A 14,677-nucleotide genomic window follows, 5' to 3' on the forward strand; every position below is an offset into this window, starting at 1 on the left:
TAACACCATTTTAAGTAATGAAATTTCAAATAAAACAGGGTTTGCGATCTAGGCCCATGAATTCATGTAATAAATTTTCAATGACGCAGCAAAAAGATCACATAAAAACACCAATAACGTACAGTTAATTCACCCCTGCACCTAGGCGTTGACACGGCCAGTTTGTCGATAAAAACCACAAAACCGCATCAAGTCGCAAAAATGCATTAAATGCGACTAGCTTCAATTAAGCCCTATAAAAGCTTGATCGAGATCACTGTGTAAATTGTTAAATTTTTACATTTTGAAACAGCGAGCTTTGCACAATAAAAAAGGCCCACCTAAGTGGGCCCATCTATTCACTACAACTCAGCCATTACTGGGCTTTTTGCAGCGTCAGTTCTGTGGTCGAAATCACCGCAGGGGCGATATCGGCTTCCTTAAACAGTAATGGACGGAAACTCTTACTGCTGGAATACAGATTGCTCTGGTCGGTAAAGGAAGGCGACAGTATATTGCTCGACTCCGAATAGGTAAGTATGCCGCGCGCGACAGGACCCTCATCGGTAAAGCTGACCGCCATCATCCAACTTGAACCGTAACGCACTTGGTAACCCTTGGCCGTCATGCCTGAGGCCATCGCCTTACCCGTGGCAACGTCCATCAAAGGTGCGTATTTATGCTGCGGGATCAGAGTATCATCTCCCGACAAACTAGTGGAAAACACGTTGAATCCACCTTCTGCGTTATGGCTGCCCGGCCAAGGTAAACGCGCGCCGCTGGCAGTGCCATCGGGGAGTGACTTCTCGACAAACTGCACATCACCTAACGGTGCATCTAAGGCAAAACCTGCGGCTTCAAGATTCAAGGCCGCATGGGCAAGCGCCACTAATGCACTACCGTCTGTGGTAAGCGTATTAGGCGTGGTCGCCGCATTCGCGGGGTCGAATCCCTTGGTCAACATGGTTTTTTGGCTGAACTGATGGGCAAACTCACGCAGTAAGGCGCCGCCTTTACTGTCGTTATCTTGCTTACCGTTCCAGGCTTTGAGCGCCGCACAGGCTGAGGTGAGATCCTTCGATAAACTCGCTGATACCACCACAGGCGTACTGCCCTGCGCCTCACATTGGGCAATCAAATCCGGCAATACCAACTCAGCTAAATAACTGCGATTCGACAATACCGCGGCTTCGAGCTCTTCCAGATTAAACTTGCCATCGCTGCCCGCCGCATCCTGCATTAGGGTTAAGCCCATACGGGTACGCAGCGATAATTGCCCAGCTTCTGGACCATACATGGGCGAGAAGTACGTCAGTGGCTCATTCAAGTTCGTAGACCAGAAGGAGTCATTGGAGTTTTGCACAAAGTCACTGCGCTCAAGCTTAGGCGCACGCTCATAGGGGGTTGGGCCACTAAAGCTAAATAACGAAGTATTCCCCGGCAGAATGGTAAAGCCAGCTTGCTCTTTTGCCGCCTTAATATCGGGCGAAGTCTTTAACACCACCACCGCCGCCTCGGATAAACCAGGCACGGTCGAGTCGTCGATATAGAAGGCGTTGCCCTCTTTATCGGCATACATTGTATTGTTGAAAATCACCCCGTCGTAGTCTTTAAAGGCTTGTTGGAATTCATCTTTGTTGGTCGCTAAGTTCATGGCGAGCCAATGATCGACGGGATCCATAGTCGCCATGTTCGCATCTTGGATCATAAAGGCACTGCCATCGTCCCAACCAAAAGGCGCGAGCGAAGGCGGCGCCTCGACCATAGGTCCTTTTGCCGTGGTGTAAATATCCTTTTCAGCCACTAACATGCCAGCGGGGCCAGCATTCACTAGGATAGACACAGTCTCTTTATTGATCGGCATCGGCTGCCCATCGAACAGATACTGCAATCTGTCGCCCGAGACCAGCTCTAGGTTATACATCACAAAATGTTCGGCGGTCGAGAAGGTATGAGTCCACGCTAAGTCTTTGTTAAACCCAATATTGATAGGGCCTGGCATGCCCACCAGCGAGCCGCCCATCATATCCAATTGGCCTGGAATAGTAATGTGCGATTGCCAGAAGCGCAGGTTGCCCGTATGTGGGAAATGCGGATTACCCAGCACCATGCCGCGACCATTTTCGGTCTTATCTTTACCCAGACCCCAACCGTTAGAGCCTAAATCCCGTGGATTGGTCTCGGGCGTGGTAATGCGCGCCGCACGGGCAAGCAATTTAGACTGCATATCGCTGACAAACGCGGTTTGCTCTTGACTTGGTGCAGGCCCGACGATGCGCGGCATATACTCCTGCCCATCCCCTGGGTTGGCGTAAAAAATCAAATCGAGGAAGTTGGCTGCACCGGGTAGCAGGGCGATGGAAAACAGATATGTGACCACATCCTCTGGCACTATGGGCTTCACCCACGGCTGACCGCCACAGAAAGGTTCGGCAGTTTGTTTACCCGCCTCAACATCGGCAAGGTATTGGTTATACCCTGCGGTAAAACCTTGGATTAATGCACGGGAGCGCTCGCTAAACTGCGGCCATTTGGCCTCGGCTTGCTCACGGATTTTTAAGGCTTTATAGGCAAAGTCGGAGATTAAGTTGCCATTGTCTTCGGCGGTGGGCTGCCCAGTGGTGAAATCAATCGACGCATGGGGGCCAAAGTACATAGAGCGTTGGGAGTTGGCCTTAATAAAACCATCGGCGAGCACGCAGAGGTTGTCCTGAGCCTGCGCGTAACCGCTACCATAACCTAAGCTTTCTAAGTTATCGGCTTGGATATGGGGCACACCGTAGGTAGTTCGACGAATATTGGCTTTGAGTAAGCCGTTGGGGGCAAAGGTTTGCAGCTGGGTTTCAGGTTCGGTAGGTGGAGTGCTATCTTCGCTGTCGTTACAGCCTGTGAGCATAACGCCGCAGGCCATCCCCATCGCGATCATGAGTTTGTTGAATTTCATTATTATTATCTCTTAATTTTAGTTCCTTCAATGACATAGCTTTACTGCTTAAATCAGCTAATTGACTGAAGGAGCAATAGTCGTATGTCGCTTCCTGATGCACGACTCTGGCTATTTGCTCCCCATGCATTCGCTTTTTTACTGAGCCAAGGCGATGAATATGGCAAAATAGAAAACCCAGAGGCGAGACACCTCCGACCATTTAAGCAATGATTCAAACGAGCGCCCACATTAAAAACCAAAATAAATAACTTATATGCAACAAAACATTATCAAAGTGATCGTCGGTTCGAAAAACCCCGTCAAAATTAACGCGGCGGCCAATGCCATGGCGCTGTTCTTCCCCGACTATGAGATCCAAACTCAAGGCATGGATGCGCCTTCGGGCGTCCCCGCGCAGCCCATGACAGATAGCGACACCCGCCAAGGGGCTGTTAACCGTGTCCACTATTGCCAGCAACAAGTAGAGGCGGATTATTACTTTGCGATGGAAGGCGGCGTCGATTGTTTCGAGTTCGGTCCTGCAACCTTCGCCTATATTGCGATTGCCCACCAAGCTCGTTTGAGCATTGGCCGAGGCGCCCTCTTGCCGCTACCTATGCAGGTTTATCAGGCACTTGAGGCGGGTGAAGAGTTGGGGCATGTGATGGATAGACTGTTTAATACGGTCAACATCAAACAAAAAGGCGGCGCTATCGGCCTGCTCACCCACGGCCATGCCACCCGTGAGAGCAATTATACCCAAGCGATCATTCTCGCCATGGCACCCTTTTTAAATCCTGAGCTGTACCCTTAAATTTTGTTAATGAAATATTGCAAAGCCGAGCAAAGCCCGCTAATTTCGTTGTAACTTGCAACTAAATGATTCGAACTGAGCCACTGCCAGCCCACACAAGTGCTTGCATGGCTCAACTTTGGTTAACCCTGATGGCATTCAATCCGACTATGGCAAATGATCCCGGCTCATCTAGCCAACTGAGACACCTTTCCCGCTATATGGTCAGACACTTAGGCATGCTCAATGCGGCCTTTGGCGATTTACCTCTGTCCCCAGTACAGGCCCACGCCTTGTTTGAGATAGGCAATCAACCGCAAACCATTAAGGAACTCGCCTGCAAACTGAGCATAGATAAATCCAATGCCAGCCGCGCGATCAAGCACTTAGTCGATAAAAACCTCGCCCAGAGCCAAATGCATCCGCGGGATAATCGCTGCCTCGTCGTACAACTCACGAGCGCAGGTAAAAAGCTGCTCGCAAAATTAGATAGCCAGCAAAATCAACTCTTTCAAGAAATCTTGGCCCAGCTGACCCCTGAGCAAATTCAACAAATCGAGCAAGCCCTAATGCAATACAACCAAGCCATACACAAAGCCAAACAACAATCGGGTTGCCTTATCCGTGAAGCGACCGCCGCCGATGATGCCGCCATTGCCCAAGTGATCCGTGCGGTTTCCGCCGAATACGGCTTAACGGCGGATAAAGGCTATAGCGTGGCCGACCCAACCTTAGATTGTTTAAGCCAAATCTATTCGCAGCCGGGCGCCCAATACTGGGTGATAGAACATGAAAGCCAAGTGGTTGGCGGCGCAGGCATAGCGCCACTGGCTAACAATGAAGGTATTTGTGAGCTGCAAAAAATGTACTTTATGCCCGAGATCCGCGGTAAAGGCTTAGCCAAACGTTTAGCGCTGCAGGTCTTAGACTTCGCCCGTGAAGCGGGTTATCAGAGCTGCTACCTCGAAACCACCGCATTACTCAAAGAAGCCCTAAAGCTCTACGAACACTTAGGGTTTAACTACTTAAGTGCGCCTCTTGGCAATACTGGTCACGACGCCTGTGAGATCCCAATGCTATTGCCACTGCACGCTAAACTGAATGAATAGCCTTGTGCCAATATTTGCAGCAGTTAAGGCGCGGCTAAAAACCCCTTTTGGTAATTCAAAGCGACCCTTCCAACGAAAGAAACCAGAATAAGGCTCCAATTAACAAATCGTGGAGCCTTATTCTGTCGAAGTCATTAGCGTTAACGGTTGCATCAGACCCAGCATTGCGCGTTTGCGTTACTCCCGCAAACGTAACGTCTATTGAGTAGACACAGTGACAAACTTAAACCTTATGCAGAGATGATGTCGTCAACAGTAAATGACTACGAATGATTTGACGTATTTGATTATGCAGTTCAAATACCCGGTTACGGTCGTTAAGGTTTAAGGAGAGATTTTCCAGCATGACTAAGTCCAGATTATATTCGGGATAATGCAGCGTCATCGACATATACCCCGAGACATAACCCGTATGGCTATATTCGACTAAGTCATTGTCCTTATTGATCCTTATCCCATAACCGTAGCGCATATTCGGCCACAAAAATGGCAATTCGATATAAGCAGTGGTCATCCGCTGATAACTCTCTGGGCTCATCAACTTGCCAGCATGTAATTGCTGCTGAAAGGCGGCATAAGTGGCTGGCGAGGCAATTAATCCCCCCGCGGGCAATAACGCTTCATCAATCACAAGCTCAGAAGGTGCAATCACTTCGCTTTCCTGCAATCCCACCGCCAAGCTCGGCACTTTGGCTTGAATCGCCTCAAGGCTGCCCTGCTCGGCACTTAAGCCATTGAGTTGATACCGCGCAGCAAATTGCGCCACCTGCTCGGTAAAGGATTGATGATTCACCTTCTCGAGCACTTGCCCAAGCAGTGAATAACCCAAATTAGAGTATTCAAATTGGCTACCAGGCTCGAATCGATTAGCCTTACCCAGTTTATCGACACCCGATGTATGGTTCAGCAGTTGGTGCAAAGTAATGCGTTCGTCATATCGGTTGGGATTCAAAGCCCCCGCATTGGCATTCGCATCAATGGCTTTTAGCGCCTTAGATTCCGCGTCAAGATCGCCAAAAAGGTAATGGTTTAGCGTTTGATTTAAATCGAGTTTCCCTGCATCGAGTGCTTGCAACACTAGCGTTGCGGTAATTTGTTTCGAGAGCGATGCCATCACAAAACGCGAATCTTGATTGATACCTTCGCCCTTTTGTAATTCAAGCAGTGGTTTCCCCTCTTCGAGTAGAATAACGCTACCGCTAAATGGCTGCGGCGAATCCATTATCGCCGCTTGGATTAAGCTATTAATCTCCCCAAGCTTAGATTCTGAAGATGCAGTTTGGCTTTCAAGCTTAACTGACTGACCGCCTTGCACGCTTTCCGACACAATCGCAGCTTCAAACGACTCACCAACACTATTGGCACTTGGGAGTAATAACAACCCCGATAGCAGGGAGCCGATAACACTCAAACGCATGGGTTATCCTTAACTTAATTAGCAAATACTGTCTGATTAGAAAGCGGCCAGCTTATCACAAGTTTTTTTAGTAGTGCTGTGTTTGGAATTAGCAATGACATCCTAGGCTGAGTTTTTAAAAGCAAAGTCAAAGTCGTGGGGCTTCACCCCACACCCGACCAAGGAGGACTGCTCGTCCTATCCTCCTTGGATGCTCCAAGACGCCCCTAGCGAAGTTACATGCATTGTTTACTAGCCTTGGTCTTATGGATAAATTGCTATCGCTTCCGATGGTACATCCTGTACCCCGAAAGCTAGCCGGTCATCCATGACCGGACTCACGCAATTTATTCCAACACCCCGCGGCGACTTCGCAGGGGAGGTGAACTCCAGTAGCAACAGTACAAACTATTAATCCCCAAAGATCCATGCTTGTCCTGTCTTTTTAGCTATTTGCTTGAACGCAAACCTAAAGCAGATTATGTTGTTGATTTTAAATGGCTGGCAAAGTTTTCGGTTTAAATATCTGTTCTAAGGAGAGAGCATGTTTTTTACATTACTGTTTATTACCTTTGCACTATCTATAACCGTTTCATTTCTGGTTGTTTCAATTTTCAAAAAACCATTGGGCGAAATATTTTCTCGAATTATTCAAGATTCAATCAGTGCCGCTTGGCAAAAATACATCATTTTTGCCACATATGTTGTGGGCATCTCTGGTGGCGTTAGGATTTATGATTTAGAGCGTTATATTACCGCTCGACATAAAGATATAGAGATTCTTCAGCTAACACTAGAACGTTGGACTATTGAGATTTATCGGACGATTATTGAAACGTTGCAAAGTATTGCATGGATGTACCTTATCGTATTTATATTTGCCCTTATCGCATATGTCATTGTTAGAGGCTTTGAACATAAAAACGCTAATAAGCAATAAACAAAAATCGCGTTAGACTCAGCTGTACTAGCTCTGCCTAACGCGATTTTCTATTCCACTGACTACTTAATCACCAAAGTCATCGAGCAGGATATTTTCAGGCTCAACCCCTAGGCTTTCGAGCATACGGATCACCGAGGAGTTCATGATTGGAGGACCACACATGTAGTACTCGCAATCCTCTGGTGCCTTATGATGTTTAAGGTAATTTTCGTAAATCACATTATGGATAAAGCCTGTGTAACCCGTCCAGTTATCCTCTGGTAGCGGCTCCGACAGCGCCACATGCCAGACAAAGTTGTCATTTTCAGCCGCTAATGCATCGAAATCTTGTTGGTAAAACACCTCACGGGTCGAACGGGCACCGTACCAGAAGCTCATCTTACGCTTGGTCTTTTTACTCTTTAGCTGATCGAAAATATGTGAGCGCATCGGTGCCATGCCCGCACCACCGCCGATAAATACCATTTCCGCATCGGTATCCTTCACAAAGAACTCACCGAATGGGCCAGAAATGGTCACCTTATCCCCCGCCTTGAGGTTAAAGATATAAGAAGACATCTTACCCGGTGGCACATTGGCTGAAGGTGGCGTCGCAATCCGCACGTTAAGCATAATGCGACCCTTTTCATCGGGATAGTTCGCCATTGAATAGGCGCGCAGCACGTCTTCATTGACGGTGGAGACTAAGTCGAACAGGCCGTATTTTTCCCAATCGTCGCGGTACTTAGCCGGAATATCAAAATCGGCATACTTCACCACATGGGCTGGCGCTTCAATTTGGATATAACCACCCGCCTTAAAGTGTACGTCTTCACCTTCGGGCAGTTTTAGCAATAACTCTTTGATAAAGGTGGCCTTGTTATCGTTTGAGATCACCTCACATTGCCACTTCTTCACGCCAAAGATTTCTTCTTCCAGCTCAAGTTCCATATCGGTTTTCACCGCCACTTGGCAGGCGAGACGACAACCTTCTTTGGCTTCTTTTTTAGTGATATGCCCTTGTTCTGTCGGCAGAATATCACCGCCGCCCGATTTAACTTTCACCCGGCACTGGCCGCAAGTACCGCCGCCGCCACAGGCCGAGGGAATAAAAATATTCTTGCTCGCTAAGGCGCCAAGCAGTTTGTCGCCTGCGGTAACTTTAATGCTTTTCTCGGCATCGTCGTTAATTCCGATAGTGATCTCACCAGTAGTCACTAATTTCTTTTTGGCGATAAGGATTACTATCACCAGTAGGCACACCACTAAGGTGAACATGCCTATGCCTATTGCCATTTCCATTCGATAACCCTTTTTCTAAACAGAATGCGGTTTCACTTTCTCAGCCACGCGTTACAGCGAGATCCCCGAGAAAGACATAAAGCCAAGTGCCATCAACCCTGTGGTAATAAAGGTGATACCAATCCCCTGTAAGCCTTCGGGAATCGCATGAAACTTCATCCGCTCACGCAACCCTGCCAGCATCACGATCGCCAGCGCCCAACCCGTGCCCGACCCCATGGCAAACACCGCCGATTCGGCAAAGTTGTAATCACGGTTAGCCATAAAGATCACCCCGGCAAAAATCGCGCAGTTTACGGTGAGCAGTGGCAGGAAGATCCCAAGGGAGTCATACAGGCTTGGAATGTATTTATCTAAAAACATTTCAAGGATTTGCACTAAGGCCGCAATCACACCGATAAAGGTGATCAGTTGCAGGTAACTTAAGTCGATACCAGGCATGCCCGCCCAAGCCAATGCGCCCGGTGCTAACACCTTCACATAGATCAGTTGGTTTAAGGGCACGGCTAAGGTCATCACCACGATAACCGCAACGCCTAAGCCGAAGGCGGTCGACACCTTTTTAGACACGGCTAAGAAGGTACACATACCGAGGAAGAACGACAGCGCCATGTTGTCTAAGAATGTGGCCTGTAAAAACAGATTAATATAGTGTTCCATATCCGCTCCTTAACCGCGTTTACGCTGGATCACGTTAATGCTCCAGATCAGCAGGCCAATCAGGAAGAAGGCGCTTGGTGGCAACTTAAACATCTCGTTAGGTAAGTACCAGCCGCCGTTTTCAACCGTAGTCAACACGCTATGACCAAACAGATTGCCTGTGCCTAACAGCTCACGCACAAAGGCCACACTGATCAGCACCAAGCCATAACCCGCCGCGTTCCCCACGGCATCGACCACGGCTAAGTGAGGTGGATACTTCATCGCAAAGGCTTCTGCGCGGCCCATGATGATACAGTTAGTGATAATTAATCCAACGAATACAGAGAGTTGCTTAGACAGCTCGTAAGCCACATCCTGCAACACCATGTCGACGATAATCACCAAGGAGGCAATGACCGTCATCTGGGCAATAATCCGCACACTGTTAGGGATAAAGTTGCGAATGGCGGAGATGATAAGGTTAGAGAACACCAGAACGAAGGTTACCGCCAGTGTCATCACCACGGCCGTCTGCATGGAGTTGCTCACCGCCAGCGCCGAACATACGCCCAGCACTTGCATCGCCACTGGGTTATTGGCAAATACAGGGCCTGCTAGCATGTCCCGCATGGATAAACTGTTGCTCATTTTGCACCTCCCAACTCACCTTGCTCAGCCGATGCTTTTAATTGGTTGAAGAAGGTTTGGAAACCCTCGACGCCAAACCAAAACTCCATTGCGCGCTGCACGCCACGGCCAGTCATGGTCGCGCCACTCACAGCATCAACCCCGTGCACATCGCCCTCTTTGGCGCCGCCTTTCACGAGGCGCATCGCAAACTTGCCTTTTTCATCAAAGAGTTGTTTCCCCTTCCACAGGGATAACCAATGTGGGTCAGTCACAAAGTCGCCGATACCTGGGGTTTCACCGTGCTCGTAAACCACCATGCCTTTAATGGTATTAAAGTCAGGCTCGACGGCCACGTAACCGTAGATCATCGACCACAGCCCTTTACCGTAGAAAGGCACGACCACGCTGGATAACTTGCCGCTGTCATCGAACACCTTAAACACGCGGGCATCGTTGGCGCGGGTCTTGATTTTGGCGATATCTTTTTTAGGGGCGCTTGAGGTTTCTGGGTTAATCGCCGCCATGCGCTCGTCAAAGTCGAGTACATTGGCATCGGAGTCCACTTTGCCTGTGTCGAGATTAATCAATAATGGCTTAACGGATTTAGCAAAAATCTCTCTAAACTCATTGCCTTGTCCAATATTTACATCGGCCGCCATCAACACATAACGTTGTAACTCATCGCGTTTTTTTGCGAGCTTACGCTCTTTCAACACGCCTGCGGTGCCAGTAATCATAAAGGAGCACAAAAGGCAGAGCGTGATGGTGAAGATCATGGTCCCCACCACAGTATCTTTCTTAAATACCATGACGTTTTACTCTCCGTTTGATGTTGGCACGGGCCACCAGATAATCGAACAGCGGTGCCCACAGGTTGGCGAACAGGATGGCTAACATCACGCCTTCTGGCATTTTGGGGTTAGCCACACGGATAAGGATTGTCATAAAACCAATCAAGGCGCCGTAGGCAAACTTGCCTTGGCGGGTATAAGAGGTCGTCACTGGATCGGTCGCCATAAACATCATCGCGATAGCAAAGCCGCCCGTGACTAAGTGCCATGTCCAAGGCATTGCCATCATCTGGTTAGTGCTTGAACCAATAACATTGAACAAGGTTGCAGTGGCAATCATGCCCAACATCACACCCACCACGATGCGCCAGTCGGCTAAACGGGTGATAAGCAGTAATAACCCTCCGAGCAGCACAGCAAGCGTGCTGGTTTCACCAATCGCGCCTACGGTAAAGCCGAAGAAATTATTCCACCAGTTAGGATCGCTAAAGGCGCTGTACCAAGCGTAATCGGCAAATTGCAGCTTACCTGCAGCGGCTTGCGCTAAGGCAGTCGCACCTGAAAAGCCATCTACAGCAACCAGTTGCTTAACGGTTGACACTTCAGAAGGATAAGCAAAATAGATAAACGCCAAACCTGCTAATGCGGGGTTAAGGAAGTTGTAACCCATGCCACCAAACAGCTCTTTGGCAATTACCACCCCAAAGCTAATCCCCATCACCACCAACCAGAGTGGAATCGAAACGGGTAAAATCAGCGTAAATAACAAGGCAGTGACGAAGAAGCCTTCGTGCAATTCTTGGCGACGCACCTTGGCAAACACCACTTCCCAGAACAGGCTGGTCAGCAAGGCCGTTAAGTAAATCGGCAGATAAAAACTTAAGCCATAGAGGAACAGGCCAATCACGCCCGTCTCGGCACTTAAGCCACCGCTTAAGGCATTAAACAGTGCAAGTTTCCAGGTTTCTGGCGTCGTTAGGCCACTTGCTAGTGCGAGCTGAGCCTGTAAGCCTACGTTATATAAGCCAAATAAAATGGCGGGTAATAAACAAAGGCCCACTAAGGTCATGGTACGTTTTACGTCAATGGCGTCACGTACGTGTACTTGTCCCTTAGTGCTGCGACCACTGGCGATCACCAATGAGCGCACAAAGCCCTTCATCGATTTACCCGTGGCGTAATACTCTTGCTGCAAATCAGGGGCGTCCTGTAAATCATGTTTTTTAGGTTGTGTCGTCATTAACCTTCCCTCTCGATAACATCTAGACAGGCACGTAACTCTTTACCGAAGTCATACTTGCCGGGGCACACAAAGGTACACAGGGCTAAATCTTCTTCATCTAACTCCAATGCGCCTAACGCTTGTGCTTCGTCGGTATCTCGCACCACTAAGTCACGCACTAGCAGAGTGGGTAAAATATCTAAAGGCATAACGCGATCGAGCTGACCAAAGGCCATCATGGCGCGGTGAGAGCCACCTTGATGCGTGGTAAATTCGAAGGACTTAGTCAGGCCAAATAAACGGGAAGTCACCGCACGGGTGATAGAGAACTTGTCCGAACCACCACGCACCCAAGGCAATACTTGGTGCTGCGCATCTTCGGCGAGAACCGATACTTGGTTGTGGAAGCGACCTAAAAAGTCATGTACGCCCCTAGCTGTATGGCCAGATAACACTGAGCCTGATACCACACGGTTGTTACCGGGTTTCACTTCGTCGGCCACTAAGGCGCTCAGCTCTGCACCTAACTGAGTGCGCAGTAAACGCGGGTTAAGCACACTCGGGCCACCCAGCGCCACAACGCGGTCGGTATAGAGTTCACCGGTTTGAAACAGCTTGCCGTAGGCGATAACGTCTTGATAGCCGATATGCCACACCTGACGTTCAATACTGACGGGTAAGGTAAAGTGAATGTGAGTCCCAGCTAATCCGGCGGGATGCACCCCAGTAAAACGGCGCACTTGCACTTTAGGTAAGTCAGCGCCGACTAAGGTCTCGCCCTTATCTTGGCAAAGGTAAACCTTGCCTTCGGTTAAATGACTCAGTACCGCTAAGCCCGCCTTAAAGGCATCGCTCTGCTCAGCAATAATCAATCTAGGATCGGCGGCGAGTGGATTGGTATCCATCGCCGTCACGAAAATGCCTGCGGGTTTGGCATCGAGTGCGGGAACGCGGGAGAAAGGACGAGTACGCAGTGCGGTCCACAGGCCGCTCTTAACCAGTTGCGCTTTAACCACATCTGCAGATAAGGCCTGTAAATCGGTGTGAATGTCGAAACGGATCTGCTCATCGGCGTCTAAGCCATTGCAACGGATCACCACGGATTGCAACACCCGACGTTCACCACGGTGGATTGCAACAATCTCACCACTGGCGGGAGCGGTAAACAGCACGCCCTTTGTTTTTTTATCTTCAAACAAAGGTTGGCCTTTTTTGACCTTATCGCCGACTTCCACCAACATAGTCGGTTTTAAGCCAACATACTCCTCACCCAACAAGGCCACTTGGGATGGCCTGTTACCGGGTTCGATGATCTGCCTAGGCTCACCCGAAATCGGCAAGTCGAGGCCTTTTTTGATCGTTATAACTTGGTTTGAAAAATCTGCCATCACAAATATCAACCATGAAAATTTTTAGATACATTTAGGGTAGATGTTTGTTAACAGATAATCCGATATTGGCGTCACATTCCGCCGCAATTTCGTAAGTAATATACGTAAATTCGCGCCATTCTGTGACATAGATTCACATCAATTACAGCCTAAAGTTGCAAATGTAGTTTTATAACAAATAATTCATAATTCCTGCATTTCTGATTTAGTTTTGACTTAACTAGATAAAAACTGACAAAAATCTCCCTTTTCAACCCAAATTTTTGACAAAAGCCTAAAACACTAAGTCGGTGGCGAGTTCGTGTGCAATCCAAGGTGCCAGCCCCGCAACCTCACTGCGGTTTCCGACTTTCGAGCATTGGTTATTTTTACTGCAGTAAAATGTTTGACGCCCTATTAACCTTTGCTTTACAGCAAAAGCTTGATAGCCTCGAACTAAGATAGTTTCCGTAGGAGAAATAGATGGAATACAGACGCATACCGCATTCTAATCTCGAGGTGAGCAAAATCTGTTTAGGCACTATGACTTGGGGTGAACAAAATACCCAAGCCGAAGCCTTCGCACAGCTAGACTACGCCATCGGCAGTGGCATCAACTTTATTGACACTGCGGAAATGTACCCTGTGCCGCCCAAGCCGGAAACCCAAGGGGAAACCGAGCGCATTTTGGGCCAATACATTAAAGCCCGTGGCAACCGTGATGACCTAGTGATCGCCACTAAGATTGCCGCACCGGGTGGCAAGAGTGACTATATTCGCAAAAACATGGCGCTGGACTGGAACAACATCCATCAAGCGGTCGATGCCTCACTCGAACGCCTACAAATCGATACTATCGATCTCTACCAAGTACATTGGCCGGATCGCAATACCAACTTCTTCGGGGAATTATTTTACGACGAGCAAGAGATTGAGCAGCAAACGCCAATCCTCGAAACCCTCGAAGCCCTCGCCGAAGTCATTCGCCAAGGCAAAGTGCGCTATATCGGCGTGTCGAACGAAACCCCTTGGGGACTGATGAAGTACCTGCAACTGGCGGAAAAACATGGCCTGCCGCGCATAGTGACAGTGCAAAACCCCTATAACCTACTCAACCGCAGCTTTGAGGTTGGCATGAGTGAAATCAGCCACCGCGAAGAGTTGCCACTGCTGGCCTATTCGCCCTTAGCCTTTGGCGCCTTGAGCGGCAAATATTGCAATAACCAATGGCCAGAAGGCGCGCGCTTAACCCTGTTTAAACGCTTCGCCCGTTATACAGGATCACAAATGGCACTCGATGCCACGGCTGCCTACGTAGACTTAGCCCGTGAGTTTAATCTCTCGCCCGCGCAAATGGCGTTAGCCTTTGTTAACTCGCGTAAATTTGTTGGCTCAAACATCATTGGCGCCACCGATTTATACCAGCTGAAAGAGAATATCGACAGCTTAAAAGTCAGCCTCTCCCCTGAGTTACTCAGCCGTCTAAATGCCCTCTCAGATCAATTTAGATTGCCCTGCCCTTAGCTCTTTGCTCTTTGCTCTAAAAAGAGAGCGCTAACAATGAGCTCTTACATTGCGTTTTTAAATAAGCCTCT

General features: G+C 48.7%; 12 protein-coding genes. 4 read left to right on the forward strand and 8 right to left on the reverse strand.

Annotated elements, in window-relative coordinates:
* Positions 1–355: 355 nt before the first annotated feature.
* A complete protein-coding gene (locus N7386_RS17460; protein WP_279769998.1) occupies positions 356–2,923 on the reverse strand; it encodes an acylase in 2,568 nt (855 codons plus the stop codon).
* 256 nt (positions 2,924–3,179) lie between these two features.
* Here N7386_RS17460 and yjjX point away from each other — a divergent pair, with 256 nt between their 5' ends.
* Both yjjX and N7386_RS17470 read left to right on the forward strand, forming a co-directional pair.
* A complete protein-coding gene (gene yjjX / locus N7386_RS17465) occupies positions 3,180–3,719 on the forward strand; it encodes an inosine/xanthosine triphosphatase (protein WP_279769999.1) in 540 nt (179 codons plus the stop codon).
* A 107-nt stretch (positions 3,720–3,826) separates the two neighbouring features.
* The gene (locus N7386_RS17470) at positions 3,827–4,807 is read left to right on the forward strand and encodes a GNAT family N-acetyltransferase (protein ID WP_279770001.1); all 981 of its coding nucleotides are present in this window, start codon (positions 3,827–3,829) and stop codon (positions 4,805–4,807) included.
* 223 nt (positions 4,808–5,030) lie between these two features.
* Here the strand turns inward: N7386_RS17470 and N7386_RS17475 are convergent, their stop codons facing one another.
* Positions 5,031–6,224, reverse strand: a complete 1,194-nt coding sequence (locus N7386_RS17475; RefSeq protein WP_279770002.1) for a serine hydrolase — start codon at positions 6,222–6,224, stop codon at positions 5,031–5,033.
* Between the two features lie 523 nt (positions 6,225–6,747).
* Here N7386_RS17475 and N7386_RS17480 point away from each other — a divergent pair.
* The gene (locus N7386_RS17480) at positions 6,748–7,143 is read left to right on the forward strand and encodes a hypothetical protein (protein WP_279770003.1); all 396 of its coding nucleotides are present in this window, start codon (positions 6,748–6,750) and stop codon (positions 7,141–7,143) included.
* Between the two features lie 66 nt (positions 7,144–7,209).
* Here N7386_RS17480 and nqrF read toward each other — a convergent pair whose 3' ends face one another.
* The 6 genes from nqrF to N7386_RS17510 are packed head-to-tail and all read right to left on the reverse strand — an operon-like array spanning position 7,210 to position 13,100.
* Positions 7,210–8,427, reverse strand: a complete 1,218-nt coding sequence (nqrF, locus tag N7386_RS17485; protein ID WP_279770005.1) for an NADH:ubiquinone reductase (Na(+)-transporting) subunit F — start codon at positions 8,425–8,427, stop codon at positions 7,210–7,212.
* Between the two features lie 51 nt (positions 8,428–8,478).
* The gene (nqrE, locus tag N7386_RS17490; protein WP_011621548.1) at positions 8,479–9,087 is read right to left on the reverse strand and encodes an NADH:ubiquinone reductase (Na(+)-transporting) subunit E; all 609 of its coding nucleotides are present in this window, start codon (positions 9,085–9,087) and stop codon (positions 8,479–8,481) included.
* A 9-nt stretch (positions 9,088–9,096) separates the two neighbouring features.
* Entirely contained in the window at positions 9,097–9,717 is a 621-nt protein-coding gene (locus tag N7386_RS17495) for an NADH:ubiquinone reductase (Na(+)-transporting) subunit D (RefSeq protein ID WP_011071186.1), read from the reverse strand.
* Positions 9,714–10,508, reverse strand: a complete 795-nt coding sequence (locus N7386_RS17500; protein WP_088210250.1) for a Na(+)-translocating NADH-quinone reductase subunit C — start codon at positions 10,506–10,508, stop codon at positions 9,714–9,716. The genes N7386_RS17495 and N7386_RS17500 overlap by 4 nt, the downstream gene beginning before the upstream one ends.
* On the reverse strand, positions 10,498–11,730 hold the full coding sequence (locus N7386_RS17505; RefSeq protein ID WP_279770010.1) for an NADH:ubiquinone reductase (Na(+)-transporting) subunit B: 1,233 nt from the start codon (positions 11,728–11,730) through the stop codon (positions 10,498–10,500). Before N7386_RS17505 ends, N7386_RS17500 begins: the two co-directional genes overlap by 11 nt.
* Positions 11,730–13,100, reverse strand: a complete 1,371-nt coding sequence (locus N7386_RS17510; RefSeq protein WP_011621544.1) for a Na(+)-translocating NADH-quinone reductase subunit A — start codon at positions 13,098–13,100, stop codon at positions 11,730–11,732. Before N7386_RS17510 ends, N7386_RS17505 begins: the two co-directional genes overlap by 1 nt.
* 465 nt (positions 13,101–13,565) lie before the next feature.
* Here N7386_RS17510 and N7386_RS17515 point away from each other — a divergent pair, with 465 nt between their 5' ends.
* Positions 13,566–14,606 carry an NADP(H)-dependent aldo-keto reductase gene (locus tag N7386_RS17515; protein ID WP_011718176.1) on the forward strand — a complete coding sequence of 347 codons (1,041 nt, stop codon included), beginning with the start codon at positions 13,566–13,568 and terminating at the stop codon, positions 14,604–14,606.
* Positions 14,607–14,677: the final 71 nt, after the last annotated feature.

Origin of the sequence: Shewanella sp. GD04112, assembly GCF_029835735.1 — a bacterium.
In the GTDB taxonomy this organism is placed as follows: Bacteria; Pseudomonadota; Gammaproteobacteria; order Enterobacterales; family Shewanellaceae; genus Shewanella.

Excerpts from the sequence above, each read along its gene's own strand:
- N7386_RS17460 (WP_279769998.1), bottom strand. The coding sequence starts at position 2,923 with ATGAAATTCAACAAACTCATGATCGCGATGGGGATGGCCTGCGGCGTT.
- yjjX (WP_279769999.1), top strand. The coding sequence starts at position 3,180 with ATGCAACAAAACATTATCAAAGTGATCGTCGGTTCGAAAAACCCCGTC.
- N7386_RS17470 (WP_279770001.1), top strand. The coding sequence starts at position 3,827 with ATGGCTCAACTTTGGTTAACCCTGATGGCATTCAATCCGACTATGGCA.
- N7386_RS17475 (WP_279770002.1), bottom strand. The coding sequence starts at position 6,224 with ATGCGTTTGAGTGTTATCGGCTCCCTGCTATCGGGGTTGTTATTACTC.
- N7386_RS17480 (WP_279770003.1), top strand. The coding sequence starts at position 6,748 with ATGTTTTTTACATTACTGTTTATTACCTTTGCACTATCTATAACCGTT.
- nqrF (WP_279770005.1), bottom strand. The coding sequence starts at position 8,427 with ATGGAAATGGCAATAGGCATAGGCATGTTCACCTTAGTGGTGTGCCTA.
- nqrE (WP_011621548.1), bottom strand. The coding sequence starts at position 9,087 with ATGGAACACTATATTAATCTGTTTTTACAGGCCACATTCTTAGACAAC.
- N7386_RS17495 (WP_011071186.1), bottom strand. The coding sequence starts at position 9,717 with ATGAGCAACAGTTTATCCATGCGGGACATGCTAGCAGGCCCTGTATTT.
- N7386_RS17500 (WP_088210250.1), bottom strand. The coding sequence starts at position 10,508 with ATGGTATTTAAGAAAGATACTGTGGTGGGGACCATGATCTTCACCATC.
- N7386_RS17505 (WP_279770010.1), bottom strand. The coding sequence starts at position 11,730 with ATGACGACACAACCTAAAAAACATGATTTACAGGACGCCCCTGATTTG.
- N7386_RS17510 (WP_011621544.1), bottom strand. The coding sequence starts at position 13,100 with ATGGCAGATTTTTCAAACCAAGTTATAACGATCAAAAAAGGCCTCGAC.
- N7386_RS17515 (WP_011718176.1), top strand. The coding sequence starts at position 13,566 with ATGGAATACAGACGCATACCGCATTCTAATCTCGAGGTGAGCAAAATC.